Origin of the sequence: Acetonema longum DSM 6540, assembly GCF_000219125.1 — a bacterium.
GTDB lineage: Bacteria > Bacillota > Negativicutes > Sporomusales > Acetonemataceae > Acetonema > Acetonema longum.
Genome location: NZ_AFGF01000126.1, coordinates 116181 through 133767 on the forward strand (window position 1 = coordinate 116181; position 17587 = coordinate 133767).

18 protein-coding genes and 1 riboswitch are annotated in these 17587 nt (G+C 49.1%); all 18 genes read left to right on the top strand.

The genetic code is table 11. The features are described from left to right. The first annotated feature begins 25 nt into the window (after window positions 1-25). The 18 genes from def to hslO all read left to right on the top strand — a co-directional run bounded on the left by def (window position 26) and on the right by hslO (window position 17563). A complete protein-coding gene (def, locus tag ALO_RS13840) occupies window positions 26-484 on the top strand; it encodes a peptide deformylase (protein WP_004573489.1) in 459 nt (152 codons plus the stop codon). Next, window positions 477-1418 carry a methionyl-tRNA formyltransferase gene (gene fmt, locus ALO_RS13845; protein ID WP_085944952.1) on the top strand — a complete coding sequence of 314 codons (942 nt, stop codon included), beginning with the start codon at window positions 477-479 and terminating at the stop codon, window positions 1416-1418. Before def ends, fmt begins: the two co-directional genes overlap by 8 nt. An 11-nt stretch (window positions 1419-1429) precedes the next feature. After that, entirely contained in the window at window positions 1430-2194 is a 765-nt protein-coding gene (locus ALO_RS13850) for a DUF116 domain-containing protein (protein ID WP_004573491.1), read from the top strand. A gap of 29 nt (window positions 2195-2223) precedes the next feature. Continuing rightward, window positions 2224-3576, top strand: coding sequence for a 16S rRNA (cytosine(967)-C(5))-methyltransferase RsmB (rsmB, locus tag ALO_RS13855; protein ID WP_004573492.1), 1353 nt, complete (start codon window positions 2224-2226; stop codon window positions 3574-3576). Beyond that, window positions 3569-4606, top strand: coding sequence for a dual-specificity RNA methyltransferase RlmN (gene rlmN, locus ALO_RS13860; protein ID WP_004573493.1), 1038 nt, complete (start codon window positions 3569-3571; stop codon window positions 4604-4606). Before rsmB ends, rlmN begins: the two co-directional genes overlap by 8 nt. Window positions 4607-4693: 87 nt before the next feature. Next, complete coding sequence (locus ALO_RS13865; RefSeq protein ID WP_004573494.1) at window positions 4694-5479, top strand: FhaA domain-containing protein; 786 nt, start codon at window positions 4694-4696, stop codon at window positions 5477-5479. Then, a complete protein-coding gene (locus tag ALO_RS20975; protein WP_004573495.1) occupies window positions 5480-5947 on the top strand; it encodes an FHA domain-containing protein in 468 nt (155 codons plus the stop codon). It abuts the gene before it with no gap. 7 nt (window positions 5948-5954) lie between these two features. Then, a complete protein-coding gene (locus tag ALO_RS13875) occupies window positions 5955-6698 on the top strand; it encodes a Stp1/IreP family PP2C-type Ser/Thr phosphatase (RefSeq protein ID WP_004573496.1) in 744 nt (247 codons plus the stop codon). Continuing rightward, window positions 6695-7972, top strand: coding sequence for an FtsW/RodA/SpoVE family cell cycle protein (locus ALO_RS13880; protein WP_004573497.1), 1278 nt, complete (start codon window positions 6695-6697; stop codon window positions 7970-7972). The genes ALO_RS13875 and ALO_RS13880 overlap by 4 nt, the downstream gene beginning before the upstream one ends. Before the next feature lie 6 nt (window positions 7973-7978). Then, complete coding sequence (locus tag ALO_RS13885) at window positions 7979-9379, top strand: peptidoglycan D,D-transpeptidase FtsI family protein (protein ID WP_004573498.1); 1401 nt, start codon at window positions 7979-7981, stop codon at window positions 9377-9379. A 19-nt stretch (window positions 9380-9398) separates the two neighbouring features. After that, complete coding sequence (gene pknB, locus ALO_RS13890; RefSeq protein WP_004573499.1) at window positions 9399-11276, top strand: Stk1 family PASTA domain-containing Ser/Thr kinase; 1878 nt, start codon at window positions 9399-9401, stop codon at window positions 11274-11276. Window positions 11277-11290: 14 nt separating this feature from the next. Then, on the top strand, window positions 11291-12169 hold the full coding sequence (rsgA, locus tag ALO_RS13895) for a ribosome small subunit-dependent GTPase A (protein ID WP_004573500.1): 879 nt from the start codon (window positions 11291-11293) through the stop codon (window positions 12167-12169). 1 nt (window position 12170) lies between these two features. Continuing rightward, window positions 12171-12836, top strand: a complete 666-nt coding sequence (rpe, locus tag ALO_RS13900) for a ribulose-phosphate 3-epimerase (protein WP_004573501.1) — start codon at window positions 12171-12173, stop codon at window positions 12834-12836. Between the two features lie 60 nt (window positions 12837-12896). Then, window positions 12897-13026, top strand: a riboswitch (FMN riboswitch). A 109-nt stretch (window positions 13027-13135) separates the two neighbouring features. After that, window positions 13136-14320: a bifunctional diaminohydroxyphosphoribosylaminopyrimidine deaminase/5-amino-6-(5-phosphoribosylamino)uracil reductase RibD gene (ribD, locus tag ALO_RS13905; RefSeq protein WP_004573502.1), complete on the top strand. Its 1185-nt coding sequence runs from the start codon at window positions 13136-13138 to the stop codon at window positions 14318-14320. After that, window positions 14253-14897, top strand: coding sequence for a riboflavin synthase (locus ALO_RS13910; RefSeq protein ID WP_004573503.1), 645 nt, complete (start codon window positions 14253-14255; stop codon window positions 14895-14897). The genes ribD and ALO_RS13910 overlap by 68 nt, the downstream gene beginning before the upstream one ends. Window positions 14898-14941: 44 nt before the next feature. Then, the gene (locus tag ALO_RS13915; RefSeq protein WP_004573504.1) at window positions 14942-16150 is read left to right on the top strand and encodes a bifunctional 3,4-dihydroxy-2-butanone-4-phosphate synthase/GTP cyclohydrolase II; all 1209 of its coding nucleotides are present in this window, start codon (window positions 14942-14944) and stop codon (window positions 16148-16150) included. A gap of 6 nt (window positions 16151-16156) precedes the next feature. Beyond that, on the top strand, window positions 16157-16621 hold the full coding sequence (ribH, locus tag ALO_RS13920; protein WP_004573505.1) for a 6,7-dimethyl-8-ribityllumazine synthase: 465 nt from the start codon (window positions 16157-16159) through the stop codon (window positions 16619-16621). Between the two features lie 48 nt (window positions 16622-16669). Then, window positions 16670-17563 carry an Hsp33 family molecular chaperone HslO gene (gene hslO / locus ALO_RS13925; RefSeq protein WP_004573506.1) on the top strand — a complete coding sequence of 298 codons (894 nt, stop codon included), beginning with the start codon at window positions 16670-16672 and terminating at the stop codon, window positions 17561-17563. Window positions 17564-17587 lie beyond the last annotated feature (24 nt).

Sequence of the window (17587 nt, forward strand, 5' to 3'; positions counted from 1 at the left end):
TGGGAAGACCATAGGAGGTAGCAACGTGGCTATATTAGAAATAAAAAAGGCCGGAGATCCGGTATTGAAAGAACGGGCCCAGGCAGTAACGAAAATAGACCGCAAGGTTAAAGAATTATTGGATAATATGGCGCAAACCATGTATGGCGCGGAAGGCGTGGGTCTGGCAGCGCCTCAGGTAGGAATCCTGCTTAGGATCGTTGTAATTGATGCAGGAGAAGGGCTGGTCGAACTCATCAATCCCGAAATTGTTGAATCCGATGGAACACAGGTGGCCTCGGAAGGCTGCCTGAGCATTCCCGGAGTATACGGTGATGTAGAAAGATATGCTGATGTCACCGTGGAAGGATTAAACCGCTCGGGCAAAAAGATCCGTATTGCGGCGAACGGGCTTTTGGCACGGGCCCTGCAGCATGAAATCGACCATCTGAACGGTATATTGTTCATTGAGCGGGCAAAAACTGTCTACAAGGGGAATTCCTGATATGCGCACGATTTTTATGGGAACGCCGGACTTTGCGGTTCCCTGTTTAGAACGATTGATCAGCGAAGGCCATGAGGTGGTTTGTGTCGTCACTCAGCCTGATAGGCCGAAAGGAAGAGGCCGTGTGCTGGCTGCTCCGCCGGTGAAAGAAACGGCTGCTGCCCATCAAATTCCAGTGCTTCAGCCAGAGAGAATCCGCAATGATCAGTTCATTACGCAATTGGCGGCATTGCGGCCAGAAGTGATTGTGGTGGTGGCTTTTGGTCAGCTACTGCCTAAATCGCTCTTGGATCTGCCGCCTTTAGGCTGTATCAATGTGCATGCCTCTTTATTGCCAAGATACCGTGGGGCCGCTCCGATTCACTGGGCGGTCATCAACGGAGAGCCGGTTACCGGTGTGACTACCATGTATATGGACGCAGGCATGGATACCGGCGATATAATTTTATCGGATACCACAACCATAACAGCTGATCAGACTACGGGCGAACTGTATGAGGTATTAAAATTGCAGGGTGCGGAACTTCTGGCAAAAACCATGCAGGCCATCCGGAGCGGAACGGCGCCTCGCAAGCCTCAGGACCATGATTTGGCCACCTACGCGCCGCTCTTAACCCGGGAAGTGGAACGGGTTAATTGGAAACAGTCAGCTGCCGTCGTGCATAACCTGATACGGGGTCTTAATCCCTGGCCGGGCGCTTACTGTCTCTACCAGGGCAAAATCTTTAAACTCTGTCGGACCAGAATCAGCGGCAGTGAAGACACCGGCAAAGAGCCGGGGACTATTATTGCACTCAGCGACTACGGCGTTATCGTGCAAACAGGCCGTGGCACAGTAGAACTTCTTGAGCTCCAGCCTGAGTGCCGCAAAAAAATGAATGCGCGCGACTGTGCGGGTGGATATTGCCTTTCGGTCGGCGAAGTTTTTGATTAGAGGTGGAACTAATGTTTGAGGTAGTATCGCGCCCCAGAAAACGTCTCTTTTTGGCTCTGATTCTAAGCAGTCTGCTGTTAGCCTGCCTGTCAACCTATGGCATTTGGAAAGTAAGCATTCCTGGATTGTCCAATATCAGCGCCTATCTGCCATTTCTGCTGGGCATGCTGCTGGTAGCAGTTGCCCTTGCCATTACCGCCGGAGTCGCTGGCATCATTCTGGCTATTATAGGCTGGCCAACCCTGGGAGTATTCCAGGGATTAGCCTGGTCGGCTATCAACCTGTTATTTCCTTTGGCAATCATGCTGGGTAAGATTTTCGATATTGAAAAGGAACGCATCGAGCGCTCGTTTATTGAAGTCAGCAACCATTTGGTAAAACAAAAGAGAGTCCGGGTAAAACCGGAACAACTGCTGATACTTACCCCCCATTGCATCCAGCTGGATACCTGTCCCCATAAAATCACCCGCCAGATAGGAAACTGCAAAAAATGCGGCCAGTGTCAGGTAGGGGAGATTTTAACCCTGACAGAATCCATGGGCGTTCATTTTGCCATTGCAACGGGAGGAACGCTGGCCAGACAGGTGATTAAGCAATTGCGCCCCAAGGCAGTGTTGGCTATTGCCTGTGAACGGGATTTGACCAGCGGTATTCAGGACGTTTTTCCCTTGCCGGTTATCGGCGTTTTAAACCAACGTCCCTTTGGCCCTTGCTGCAATACCAGGGTCGATATAGCGGAGGTAAAGCGGGCGATTGAACAATTTATTCAAGTATGAAACAGAGGAGCGGTGGTGGCGGTGATTCCATGAATGCCCGAGAAGCAGCCTTATTAGTCATTCAGGATATTGAACAAAACCAGGCTTATGCCAACATTGCCTTAGCGAAAGCGATTGAGCGGCAGACCTTATCCAACCAAGACCGGCGGTTTATGACGGAATTAGTCTATGGGACCGTAAAGGCGCAGAATACGCTGAACTGGCTATTGTCCCATTACTGCAGCCGTTCTCTTGATAAAATTTCACCCGTTATCAGAAACATACTGCGGATGGGCATCTATCAATTATTTTTTTTAGACAGAATTCCTGTTTCGGCTGCCTGTAATCAGGCCGTGGAATTGACTAAAAAGTACGGCCATGCCGGAACGGTTAAATTTGTGAATGCTGTACTGCGTAACGCCGCCAGAACGCTGGACAAGCCGGTATATCCCGACCCGGCAAACCATCCGGATCAGTATCTCTCGCTGCGTTATTACCATCCGGAATGGATGATTGAACGCTGGCTGACTCGTTATGGCTTTGCGTTTTGCGAAGAACTTTGTGCCAGCAATAACCTGACGCCGCCGCTGAGTCTTCGCACCAATACTTTAAAAATCAGCCGGGATGATTTGCTGGACCGGCTGACAGCCGAACAGGCGACAGCGACTCCCTCAGACTGGACGCCAGAAGGTTTGGTCTGCACCGAGCATCCTGCGTTGGCTTCAATGCCATCCTTGCAGGAAGGGTTATTCCAGGTCCAGGATGAAAGCTCCATGCTGGTGGCCCATGTGCTTGGGCCCCAGCCGGGAGAATTTATTATTGATGCCTGCGGTGCTCCCGGCGGTAAAAGCACGCATATTGCTGCCCTGATGAACAACAGCGGCAAAGTTTTAGCCACCGATCTTTATGAGCATAAGCTGGCTCTCATTCGGGAGAATGCAAAGCGATTAGGCATTCATTGCCTAGAAACCAGACAAATGGATGCAGTAAAGTTAAATTCTTTGTACAAAAATCAAGCGGACCGGGTTCTGGTGGATGCCCCTTGTTCCGGGCTGGGGGTACTGCGGCGCAAACCGGATTCCCGCTGGCGCAAAAACGAAAAACTGCTGCGTGCATTGCCGGATTTACAATCGGCAATTTTACACAGCAGCGCTGATTGCGTCAAGCCCGGCGGTATTCTGGTATACAGCACCTGCACCATTGAACCGGAGGAAAACCAGGATGTTGTGAATGGATTTTTGGCGTCACGCCGTGATTTTGTCTTGGAACATGCAGGCCGGCTGATGCCTGTGCCGCGACCGGAACAACCGGAAAAAATGATGCAATTGTTTCCCCATATTGACGGCGTTGATGGCTTTTTCATCGCGCGGTTGCGCAGGGTGGGAGATAGAGCCGATGACTAAACCTAATATTTACGGTCTGTTTCTTCCGGAACTAAAGGAAAAAATGACGGAGCTGGGTATTGAATCCTATCGCGGCGCTCAAATTGCCGAATGGATTTATAAAAGAGGCGTTAAGGATTTTAACCTTATGTCCAATCTGCCACAGAGGCAGCGCCAATTGCTGCAGGAACATTTTTATATTTGTACGCCTGAGATCCTGGGAGAGCAGCATTCTGCCGACAGTCAGACCAGCAAGCTGTTAATGGCCTTTGAGGATTCTGCTGCGATAGAGACGGTGCTGATGCGCCAGTCCTATGGCAACAGCGTGTGCGTTTCTACTCAGGTTGGCTGCGCCATGGGATGCGCTTTTTGCGCTTCCACGCTCCATGGCTTTTCCCGCAATCTTTCCGGCGGCGAGATTCTGGCTCAGGTCCTCTATCTGAATGAATGGCTGCAGTCTGAAGAAGAAAAAGTAGATTCCATTGTGATTATGGGAATTGGCGAACCCTTGGCAAATTATCACGAGGTTCTGCGTTTTATCAAGCTGTGCCATGAACCATACTGCCTGAACATGAGCTATCGAAATATAACCCTGTCTACTTCCGGTTTAGTGCCAGCTATTCGTCAATTGGCGGAAGAAAAAATCCCCATTACCCTGGCCATCTCGCTGCACGCAGCCAATGATGCCCTCCGTTCCCAGCTGATGCCGGTGAATCATACCTACCCCATAGAACAATTGCTTAGCGCCGCTGATTATTACGCGGACCAAACCAGCAGAAGGGTGACCTATGAATATCTTTTGATTGCCGGTATCAATGATACAATGCAACATGCAAAAGAACTGGCCGGGCTGCTCCATAAACGCCTGGCAGCGGTGAACCTGATTCCGGTAAATTCCGTGTTGGAGCGAGGCTGGGCACGTCCTGCCGATAAAAAAATCCGGGAATTTGAGGCCGCCCTAAAAACCTTCGGAGTCAATGTGACCGTCCGGCGGGAAATGGGGGCGGACATCAGCGCTGCCTGCGGGCAGTTGCGCAACAAGCGGCTGTAATCGCCGAAACTGGCAATATTTTGACTTAAAGCCGCTATTGAGTATATAATAGCATCAGGAATTATATATTCTGGAGTGAACAACCTCATGAAATTGAACCGGTTTGATAAATTGAACCTTAACCAGCTCGAAAATTTTTTTGAAAAACATATTGAAGGTTTTTTTGAAAAGAAATTGTCCAGCGAATTGCAGCCGGTGGAAATTGCCAAGCACATGGCCCGGTCCATGGATAATGCCAAAATGGTGGGTGTTTCAAATCTTTATGTCCCTAATTCCTATACTGTCTATTTGAGCCAAGTGGATTTTGAACGACTGAGTCCCTATATTTCCGAACTTCGCCAGGAATTACACCAGTATCTGGCGGAATACTCCCGGAAAAAAAATTATACTTTTGCGGGTCAACTGAAAATGGAGGTAGCCCTTGATCCTGTGCTGTCTCTTGGCCAGTGCCGGATTGAGAACCAATTCGCCGAGCCTGAGCCGACCACAGAGCCGCCCGCGCCGGAAGAGGCCGATAATGATTTTTCCGATACGAAGGTTTTTCCTAAGCTATCCGTAGCTGAGCCTAACCGGCAGGTTGTCATAGCGGGGTTGTTGACGGTTATTGACGGTTTGGATAAGGGGTTGTTTGCAGATATTGCCAGACAAAGGGTGAATATCGGCCGCCTGGAGAGCAATGAACTGCCATTGACCGATATGAATGCATCCAGATTGCACGCTTATATCATTTTGGAGGAAGGAAAACATGTCCTGAATGATGCCAAAAGCCTGAACGGCACATATATCAACGAGCATCGGATTGTTAGAAAAGTGTTAGCTTCAGGTGATAGAATTAAGCTGGGCAATACCATAATATTGTATGAGGTGAAATAATTGCATCCGAAAAATTTTCAGGTGCTGACAGTCGTTCTCCAGTACAGTCTTTTGGCATTCATTCTTTATTTTCTGTTTCGCACGATCCAAGTGATCCAGCAGGATATTTCGCAGCGAAATTATGAAAAACACTATAGCTCTCACGCCGGGAACATCAGCCAGACTAAGAGCAGGCAGTCGGTATTGAAAATACTGGAACGAGGACAATTTGCCCCGGGCATCGCTGCGATTCCGATACAGGAGGAGATTAGCATTGGTCGGGGGCCGGAAAACAACGTGGTGATTCCGGAAGCTGTCGTTTCCCATGAACATGCCTGTATTTCCAGGCGTAAACAAGAGTATTGGCTGACCGACCTGAGCAGCACCAATGGAACATATTATAACGGTATGTTGCTTAGCGGTGATGTTTTACTGAAACATCAGGATATAATAAAAGTAGGATCGACAACGTTTCGGTTTGAGGAGTGAAATCGGCTTGCAGGCTTACGGGAAATCCCATGTAGGGTTAGTTCGAACGACAAACGAAGACGGTTTTTTACTGGACTTACCCAATCTGTTTGTAGTAGCTGATGGCATGGGAGGACATGCTGCCGGGGAAATTGCAAGCAGATTGGCCGTTGACACTTTTGCCGGCTTTGTCAGGGCCAATATCGGCCTGGACGGCCCGTTAAAAGTGATGCACCAGGCTTTTAAGCAGGCGAATACGGCTATTTATGACCAGTCTCAGGCTTATCCGGAATATCAGGGTATGGGAACGACCATGACGGCCGTCTATATCAATGCCGGGCAGGCCTACTGGGTTCATGCCGGCGATAGCCGTTTATACCTCGTCCACAAGGCACGATTGATTCAAATCACCGAAGATCATTCCCTGGTAGGAGAACTTGTGCGCAACCACTCCATTACCAAGGAGGAAGCCTTGGTTCATCCCCAGCGTAACATATTGACCCGGGCACTGGGAACAAGCGAATATGTTGATATTGATACCGGAAGTCTTGCCCTGGAAAATCAAGATTTGTTACTTCTGTGTACAGACGGGTTAACCAATATGATTCGGGAAGACGATATTTTAGAAATTGTAAAATCTGGGCTTGACAATCAGGACACCGGTGTGAAATATTGCGTGGATGAACTGATCGTCCAGGCTAATCTGGCAGGCGGACTGGATAATATAACAGCGATACTGATCAAACATGAGAGTGATGATTCAGGCCTATGAACCGTATACATACAGGTACTTCTTTATTGCTGATCAACAGTCTGGTGCTGCCGTTAGGAATCTTAGCGGTAAGCACAGCCTTGGGAGGCGTCAATTATCAGGAAGTCTTAGCCTGCCTGACCTTAGTTGTCTCATGGTGGCTTGTGCAGGCAGGATTAGATCGGGCAGGATATGAGGGTGACCCTCTGTTTTATCCCATTGCAGCCTTATTATCCTCTATCGGTTTAATTTTTACCCTGCGGTTGAAGCCTGAACTGTATTATGTACAGTTATTGTGGTGTTTAGCCGGAGCGATGTTATTCCTCATACCGGTCTGGTGGCGCAGCAGGATATCCTTGCTGCTCCGTTATAAATATATTGCCGGGATTTTAGGGATCCTTTTATTGCTGTCCACCTTGCTGTTTGGTACAGAAATAGGAGGAAACAAAAACTGGATCTTATTAGGTTCCCTGCGATTCCAGCCTTCAGAGTTTGCCAAATTGCTGATCGTTCTATATTTAGCCGCTTATCTCAGTGAACACTGGGGAGTTTTAAGTTATGCCACGAGAAAGTGGGGGCCTTTTATCCTGCCTCATGTACGATTTGCAGCGCCGTTTCTTATTGTCTGGATGATCGCTATGCTGGTTCTGGTGCTGCAGCGTGACCTAGGAGCCGCACTGCTTTATTTCGGAACAGTGATAGGTATGGTGTTTATCGCCAGCGGTCAGACAGCCTATGTAGCATATGCATCCGGGTTCTTTCTCATAGGGTCGTTGTTAGTTTATCGATTGTTTCCCCATGTGCGGACCAGACTGGACATCTGGCTTAATCCCTGGACAGATCCTAACGGCGCTGGTTATCAGACCGTTCAATCCCTTTTTGCTCTTGGCTCGGGAGGAATTATCGGCAGCGGAATTTCTTTCGGTTATCCCTGGTTTATACCGGAGGTACATACCGATTTTATCTTTGCGGCTATCGGCGAGGAACTTGGTCTGGTGGGAACCGGCTGCATTCTATTACTCTATATTATCCTGATCTACCGCGCCTTGCGCAATTCTATCTATATCAACGGTGACCGTAACAGTGACAACGAAATGATCTTCCGGTCTATACTAGGATCCGGCTTAGCTCTTTTTTTCGGATTACAGACCATTATCATCATAGGAGGCGTTGTTAACCTTTTGCCGTTAACCGGCGTCACCTTACCTTTTGTCAGTTATGGAGGTAGTTCTATGATCTCAAATTACATTCTTCTTGGTACATTGGCTGCCCTTTCATCTCCTGGGGAGCAATAAGCTACGATGCATCATATCAGCAAAAATACCAAAAAAGTCGCTTATTTTATCCTGACAGCCATGGTGATTCTCTTAGCATATGTTGTATATCTGCAGGCAGTGAGAGGGTATGAACTGAGTACTCATGCCTTAAATAAAAGATCAACACAGCTTAGTCAGCGTGTCGCCAGGGGCAATATTCAGGATAAAAACGGAGCGGTTTTGGCCTCCAGTGAACGAACGTCAGATCATACGTATGTCCGGCATTATCCGTACGGGCCGATTGCCGCATTCATAACCGGTTATTACAGCGCAAAACTGGGTAAGACGGCCATTGAGAGCCGTTATGACGGCTATTTATCAGGCATGGTCAGCCCAGAACGCCATTGGGGCGCGCTTTCCAATCTTTTGGCAGGCAGTGAGGGCAATACCGTCTGGACTACAATTGATGCCGGGCTGCAGAATGAGGCGTATCGGGCGCTGGGCAGTCATCGCGGCGCAGTTATTGTCCTTGATCCGCGCAGCGGTGCTATTTTAGCGATGGTCAGCAAGCCGGGATTTGATCCTAATGGGATTGAAAAACAGTGGGATACTATTTCTAAGGCGGAAAACGGGATGCTGTTGAACCGGGTTGTACAAGGACTGTATCCCCCCGGATCAATCATGAAAATAGTTGTAGCCGAAGCGGCTTTATCCAATAAAGTTGCTGACTTGAAAACTGATTTTGTCTGTGAAGGATCCCTGAGCATTCCTCCGGACTATGTCTTATACGAATCAAACCATCAGGTCCACGGAAAATTGCACCTGCAGGAAGCATTAGCCTACTCCTGCAATGTTACCTTTGGCAGTTTGGCTCTTAAACTGGGGCGGACGCGTATGGCCAAAACTTTTGAACGATACGGTTTTCACCGGAATTTGACCGAACTGGATCAGGGTAAGAGTCATCTGCCCGAGTTTCAGCAACTGGGGGATGGAGACCTGGCCCAAACAGGAATCGGACAAGGACCGCTTTTGGTCACGCCGTTGCATATGGTTATGGCAACGGCCGCTATTGCCAATCATGGGGTGACTATGAAACCTTATCTGGTGTCAAAGGTAACATCACCGCAGCAGGAAATCAGATTTGAACATAAAAATGAAGTCTGGGCCAAGGTAACCACAAAAGATATCGCCATGCAAGTGAATGGCATGATGGTTGCCGCAGTTGAGAAGGGAACAGCTAGTCGAGCGCGAATTTCTTCAGTTAAGGTTGCAGGTAAAACCGGTACGGCTGAAAATCCCCATGGTGCGTCCCATGCATGGTTTGTGGGTTTCGCACCGGCTGATGATCCCCGGATAGCTATTGCTGTTATTGCTGAAAACGCCGGTGCAGGGGGGACGGTGGCAACGCCAATTGCGCGTCAAGTTATACTGCAAGCTTTAAAATAAGAGATAAGGGGGTGAAACCTTGATTAATCGTACACTGGATGATCGATATACGTTGCTGGAATGCGTCGGATCAGGCGGTATGGCCGATGTATACCGGGCCCATGATCAGCTTTTGGACCGGTCGGTAGCCGTGAAAGTTTTAAAATCACATTTAAGCAGCGACAAAGAGTTTATTGCCAAGTTTCGGCGAGAAGCTCAGGCGGCAGCTAAATTATCCCATCCTAACATTGTGAATATTTTTGATGTAGGCCGGGACAACGGCGCTGATTATATTGTCATGGAATTCATCTCCGGTGAAACCCTAAAAGAGCGCATCCAGCGTATGGGGGCTCTGCCAGTGGATATGGCAGCCCATATTGCTGTCGAGATAGCGGAAGCCCTGGAACAAGCCCATCAGAACAATATTGTCCATTGCGATATAAAGCCTCATAATATCCTGATCACTCGCTCCGGCCGGGTAAAAGTGGCTGATTTCGGCATTGCCCGGGCCGTTACTTCGTCGACCATGACCCAGACCGCTACCATTCTTGGTTCAGTGCATTATTTTTCACCGGAACAAGCCAAGGGGGCGGCTATTAGTACTCAGTCGGACATCTATTCGCTGGGCATAGTGCTGTTCGAAATGGTAACCGGACAAGTTCCCTTTACAGGTGAAACGCCGATCAGCGTGGCGCTGAAACACTTGCAAGAAGAGATTCCTTCCCCCCGGACGATAAACCCGGAGGTATCTCCGCTCCTGGAATCGATTATCATGCGGGCCACTGCTAAAGAAACGGAGAAACGGTATCCTGCCATTACCCAGATGATGGCGGACCTGAATGTGGCCATGAGCCAATCCCGTGATGAACAAACACGGCGGTTGGCCAAACAGGATTTTCCCACCCAGGTGCTGCCAAGGGTTTCAGATCAGGCAGGATCTCTTGCGGAACCATCCGACAAACCGTCTGCCGGCGGATCAAAAAATAAAAAATGGCTGGGTATTGCTTTATTGAGCTTGCTCCTCATAGGCTTTGCCGTTGGCGCATTTTTGGCGTTTGGAAAGTTTTGGGTTGTAAATGAAGTCGCAGTTCCTAATGTAGTAGGAAGACAGGTGGATACGGCCAAGAATGTAATCATAAATAGTAATTTGCGTGTCAATGTTACCGATACCTTTAATAATAAGGTGCCTCTAGGCTATGTGGTCTCTCAGTCGCCGGAGGCCGGCACCATGGTCAAAGAGCAACGCACGGTCACGATCATAGTTAGTAAAGGGACCGAAGTAGCGACAGTCCCGGATGTTCGGGGATTAACCCGCCGGGAAGCCGAACTTCAGATTAAAAATGCCGGTTTAGTCGTCGGCAGGGTGGAAGAAGTGTCCAATAGCGACGCCAAGCCAGACAGCATCATAAATCAGAATCCTCGCGCCCCGATACAGATCAATAAAGGGTCTTCGGTAGATTTAATCATCAGCAAAGGCAACGGTTCCGGGAAAAAAATCACTCTGCCGGATTTTCGGGGAACACCGTTAAAGACGGTTCTTACTCAGTTGGAAAGCCTGAAACTCCAAGTCGGCAGAATCACTGAAGTAGACAGTGATAAGTTTCCTACCGGCACCATCAGCGGCCAGAACCCATCGCCGGCATCTCAGGTAGAGGAGAATTCCACAGTAGACTTTACAGTGGCTAAGAATGCAGCTGCCAATCCGGCAGCCCAGCAGGTCAAGATTCAAGTAGAGGTTCCCGACGGGCCGATCCGTCAGTCGGTGCAAATTGTCGTGACAGATTCCAAAAGCCGTGAGGTTGTTTATGAAGGAGTACACCGCCCCGGGGAAACGATAGAAAAGCTGCTGGAAGTAGCAGGGCCGGTCAGACTGCAAGTATACATTAACGGCGTGCTAAGACAGGAAAAAACACTGTAGCAGGAGGCCTGTATGTGCTGCAAGGAGTGATAGTGAAAGCTTATAACAGTTACTACTATGTTCAGGACAATCATAAAACGATCATGTGCACTTTGCGGGGCAGATTCAAAAAAGAACGTTTTTCTTTATTGGTGGGCGACCGGGTTGGTTATGAGATTACCAATGAGGACAAGGGAGTCATTGAAGAAATTCTTCCCCGCCAAAGCATGCTCATCCGTCCTATGGTGGCTAATGTGGATCAGGTTGTTCTGGCATTTGCTGCAGCCAATCCTGATATTAATACCGTGTTAATCGACCGGTTTTTGGTTTTGGCGGAACTGTCCAATTTAGAGATTGTTCTCTGTATCAATAAAATGGATTATGCCGATAACCAGGAAGTGGATTCGATCATTGCTCTATATCGTAACATCGGTTATACGGTTTTGCCGCTGTCAGCCAAAACAGGCTGGGGACTGGACGCCCTGCGCGACCGTTTATATGATAAAATCACCGCTTTTGCCGGTCCCTCCGGTGTGGGGAAATCCACTCTGCTCAATGCATTGCAGCCGGGACTGGCGCTAGCTACCGGCTCTGTCAGTGAGAAAATCGGCCGGGGCAAGCATACGACGCGTTACGCCGAATTGTTGCCGTTTGCCAACAGCGGGTTTGTAGTGGACACTCCCGGCTTCAGCTTGGCCGAGTTTAATCATCTGGAGGAAAAGCATATTATGCATTGTTTTCGGGAGTTTCATCCCTTGATAGAAGCCTGCAAATTTTCCTCATGCATACATATCAGGGAACCGCAATGCGCCGTGAAACAGGCTGTGGCCGATGGGACCGTTTCACAGCAGCGCTATGACTCTTACCAGGAAATTGTTTTAGAAATCCAAGCCAATAAGAAAGGGCTATATTAATATGATTAAAATTGCTCCATCCATACTGTCAGCTGATTTCTCCAAACTGGGGGACGAAATCAAAAAGGTGGAACAAGCCGGTGCCGATCTCATTCATATTGATGTTATGGACGGACATTTTGTTCCTAATCTGACGATCGGTCCCAATGTGGTAGCGGCAGTGCGCAACGTGACCAAGCTGCCTTTTGACGTGCATCTGATGGTGAGTAACCCTCAGGATTTGGTCTTGCCGTTTATTGAGGCGGGAGCGGATATTCTCACTGTCCATGCGGAGGCTGCCTCCCATTTGCACCGCATCATTGAAACAATTAAAAAAGGCAATAAAGGTTCCTGTCAGGCCGGTGTATCCCTAAATCCGGCCACATCCATCGTTTGGATTGAGGATATTCTCCGGGAAGTAGATTTGATCTTATTAATGAGCGTAAATCCGGGATTTGGCGGGCAATCCTTTATTCCGCTGGTATTGGAGAAAATACGTCGCCTAAAGGCCCAGTTAAAGGCCTGCAACAGCAACGCCGTCATTGAAGTGGATGGCGGTATCAATGCAAATACCGCCGCATCAGTCATAGAGGCGGGAGCGGATATACTGGTGGCCGGTTCGGCAATTTACGGTGCTAAAAACTGCGCCGCCGCGATTCGTCAATTAAAAAATGCCGCTGCGTTGTAAGTGAGTTGCATTTCTGTTTCACTAGTGGTAAAATATCTGTAGAATTTAAATTGAATAGGAAATAGCCTTTGGGGCAAGGTGAAAAAGAGCAATCTTTTGATTCCTTACCGGCGGTATAGTCCGCGAGCCGTATGGTTGATCCGGTGCAACTCCGGAACCGACAGTATAGTCTGGATGGGAAAAGGCTGAATAGATTCATACACGGTGTGAATCGTTTCGTTCGCTTCAATGGGCTGTTGGTAAGTTATGCTTGCTTTTAACAGTCCTATTTTATTTGAGATAAGAGGGGCAAAGGCAAGATGATACATCAGCAATTATTGGATCAACAGTTTATGCAAATGGCATTGGATTTAGCCAAACAAGGATTAGGACGAACCAGCCCTAATCCGATGGTTGGGGCTGTTGTTGCGCAAGACGGCAAGGCCGTTGGTCAAGGCTGGCACCAGAGAGCCGGTACGCCTCATGCTGAGGTGCATGCCTTACAGGCTGCGGGAGATCAGGCTAATGGAGCCACATTGTATGTTACCTTAGAGCCCTGCTGCCATCACGGCAAGACGCCGCCCTGCACTGACGCCGTTATTAAAGCCGGCATCCGTCGGGTCGTCGTTGCCATGACAGATCCTAACCCTTGTGTGGGCGGAGGCGGCATTGCCCGGCTGAAAGCCGCGGGCGTTGAGGTCGTCAGCGGCATTCTGGCGCAAGAGGCGGCCAGACTCAACGAAGTATTTATCAAGTGGATTTCCACCGGACTGCCTTTTGCCATCCTTAAAACCGCCATGACTCTGGACGGCAAAATTGCCACGGTTAGCGGCCGGTCTAAGTGGATCACCGGTGATGCGGCGCGCCAAAGGGTTCATATGCTGCGAGACCGGTGTGACGCTATTTTGGCGGGGATCGGCACAGTGCTGGCGGATGATCCTTCTCTGACCACCCGTTTGCCCCAGGGAGGAAAGAATCCTATACGGATTATTCTCGACAGCCAGGCGCGTATCCCATTGGACGCCAATGTGATTACAGACGTCTTAGCCCCTACCATTATTGTTGTAGGGCCCCATGCCCCGGCTGAAAAATTGACGGCCTTGCGTTCCAAAGGGGTTGAAATACTGGCGGTTCGCTGTCGGGACGGCGGCTTGGACCTGCGGGAACTTTTCCAGACCCTCGGCAGCCGCAATATCACCAGCGTACTGGTCGAAGGCGGCGCTGCGGTTAATGCCGGCTTGATTCGAGAAAACCTAATTGATAAGGTATATTGGTTCATTGCGCCCAAGTTTTTCGGCGGCATTTCGGCGCCGGGACCGGTTGGCGGAGAAGGAATCGCTGCTGTTGATCAAGCAGTTGCATTAGAAGATATCGCTGTCGAAGCCATAGATCAGGACTTGATGATTACCGGTTACGTAGAGAGAAGGGAGGGGCGTCATGTTTACAGGGCTTGTGGAGGAACTGGGCAAAGTGAAATCCCTGAGCCGGGGGGCAAAATCATTTAAGCTGGCTGTTTCAGCCGCCACGGTTTTGCAGGATATGAAGACTGGCGACAGTATCGCTGTAAACGGCACTTGCCTGACAGTGACAGATTTTGGCCGGGATTGGTTTATTGCCGATGTCATGCCGGAAACAGTCAGTCGCACAGTGCTAGCTTTCCTCAAACCGGGAGATCCGGTCAATCTGGAAAGGACATTAAGGCTGGGAGACAGAATGGGGGGGCATATTGTAACCGGACACATAGACGGCATTGGCTATATCCGCAGTGTGGCCAAAGACGATAATGCGGTCATTTTCCGTATTCAAACCCAGCCGGAACTCCTGCGTTATGTTGTAAACCAAGGGTCCATTGCCATTGACGGCATTAGTTTAACCATTGTTGAGTGCGCCGGCAATTGGTTTGCCGTCTCGGCGATACCCCATACTTATGCTGTAACTACCTTAGGCGTGAAGGGGATCGGCAGCGCGGTGAATATAGAAGTGGATACGCTGGGCAAGCATATGGAAAGAACCGGCCGAGAGACAGGAAAGTCAGGAAGAATTAACATGAATTTTCTGGCCGAACACGGCTTTCTTATTTAATTTAGATAAGCATGTTCTGGAATAAAAAGGGGTGTAATAGACAAATGAGTTTTAGTACGATTGAAGAAGCGATTGAGGACATCCGTCAAGGAAAGATGATTGTGGTGGTAGACGACGAAGATAGGGAAAATGAAGGCGATCTGCTGATGGCTGCAGAAAAAGCAACGCCTGATGCCATTAATTTCATGGCGTCATATGGCCGGGGCCTAGTCTGCATGCCTATTATAGGGGAAAGGCTGGATGAGTTGGATATTGGGCCAATGGTGGCCCATAATACTGATCGGCATTGTACTGCCTTCACTGTTTCTGTGGACGCGAAAGATACGGCCACAGGAATATCGGCTTTTGAACGGGCCAAAACCGTGCAGACCATCTTGAATTCGGACACTAAAAGCAGTGATCTCAGACGCCCGGGACATATTTTTCCGCTGCGCTACTGCGATGGCGGAGTGCTGCGCCGGACCGGCCATACCGAAGCGGCGGTTGATATGGCGAAACTGGCTGGCCTATATCCGGCCGGCGTGATCTGCGAAATTATGAATGAAGACGGCACCATGGCCCGGGTCCCCCAATTAAAGGAATTCGTCAAAAAGCATAATCTGAAAATCATCACGATTGCTGAACTAATCCGCTATCGCAAAGTTCACGAAAAAATGGTGACCCGGGTCGAAGAAGCGCTGCTGCCCACCAAATATGGCACTTTCCGGGTAGTTGCCTACGAAAGCGTAGGGGATAAACAATGCCACCTGGCTTTGGTAAAAGGCGATGTGGCCGGTAAAAGCAACGTATTAGTCCGGGTGCATTCCGAATGCCTGACTGGTGATGTACTAGGCTCCTTGCGCTGCGATTGCGGCGAACAATTGGCTTTAGCCCTGCAGCGCATCGAAGCCGAAGGACTTGGCGTGCTCTTATATATGCGCCAGGAAGGTCGGGGCATTGGCCTGGCCAATAAAATCAGAGCCTATGCTTTGCAAGATAAGGGAAAAGATACGGTGGAAGCTAATGTCTTGCTGGGCTTTCCGCCCGATTTGCGGGATTACGGTATCGGCGCTCAGATCCTGACGGATCTGGGGCTGAGCAGTATCCGTCTTTTGACCAATAACCCGAAAAAACGGGCCGGCCTGGAGGGTTACGGATTGACCATCACTGACCGGATTCCTATTGAAATCAAATCCAATCGATATAATAAACGCTATCTGTTGGTGAAACGCTCCAAACTGGGTCACTTATTAAAACAGACTGAGGAGGTATAATATAAAATGGCAACATTTGAAGGTAAGCTGATTGCGGCTGATTTAAAATTCGGGATTGTGGTGGCACGGTTTAATGAATTTATTACCAACAAGTTATTGAGCGGGGCGTTGGACGTGTTGCATCGTCACGGCGCTCTTGAGAATAACATTGATGTAGCCTGGGTTCCTGGTGCTTTTGAGATTCCCCTGATTGCGCAAAAAATGGCGACCAGCAAAAAATATGATGCGGTCATTTGTCTGGGGACAGTCATTCGGGGAAGCACGCCGCATTTTGATTATGTCTGCGCCGAAGTCAGCAAAGGAGTGGCCCATGTGGGCATGAGCAGCGGCTTGCCAACGATTTTCGGGGTGCTGACCACTGAAAATATTGAGCAGGCGATTGAACGGGCCGGCACTAAAGCAGGCAATAAAGGATCTGATGCCGCCATGGCAGCGATCGAAATGGCTAATTTAATTAAAACAATAGGATAATATTTCCTGGAAATATATGTAATATTTATTTTTTACAGGAGGCTTGTTTTGCAAGATCATCTTACTAAGGCCACAATTCCCGGGATGAGAGCCTTTGCTGCAGTCACGACGCATCTTACTGAAATGGCAAGAAAGCGGCATAACTGTCTCCCCATAGCGACCGCAGCTCTTGGCCGTACTATGACCGGCAGCCTGTTACTGGCTGCCAATCTGAAGAATGATGAGGGCATTACCATCAGGGTTCAAGGCAACGGGCCATTAGGCAAGATCGTTACCGATGCAGGTGCTAATGGCAGCGTCAGAGGCTACGTGGAAAATCCTAGAGTGGATCTGCCTCTCAAGAACAACAAACTGAATGTAGGAGAGGCTGTTGGTCAGGGAACCCTGTATGTTACCCGTTTTACCGGCCTAAAAGACCCTTTTACCGGCAGCGTGGAATTGGTAAGCGGTGAAATTGCCGAGGACCTGACCCATTATCTGGCGGCATCCGAACAGACTCCTTCATTATTGGCACTGGGAGTATTAGTGAATACAGACCTGTCAGTGATTGCTGCCGGCGGATTGATGCTGCAGGCATTGCCCGGAGCGCAAGAAGAGGTCATAACTGCTGTGGAAGAGAATGTATATCGATTGCCGAGCATTAGCCAGATGTTTGCCGAAGGCAAGACGCCGGCCGATATACTGGCCGGTGTCTTTGAGGGATTTCCTCTGTCGCTGCACGAACAAACCGAGCTGTCATTTCGCTGCCAATGTTCCCGGCAAAAGGTAGAAAGGGTCCTGATTAGTCTCGGTAGAGATGAGTTAAACGACATGATCAAAGAAGGGCAGGCCGAGCTTACCTGCCATTTTTGCGCCGACACCTATAACTTTACCCGGGAAGAACTTCAAGAGATACGGGATAAAGCTTTGGATGCAGATGAAACCGAAAGAAATGAAAAATAACAAAAAAGACTTGGTAAATACCAA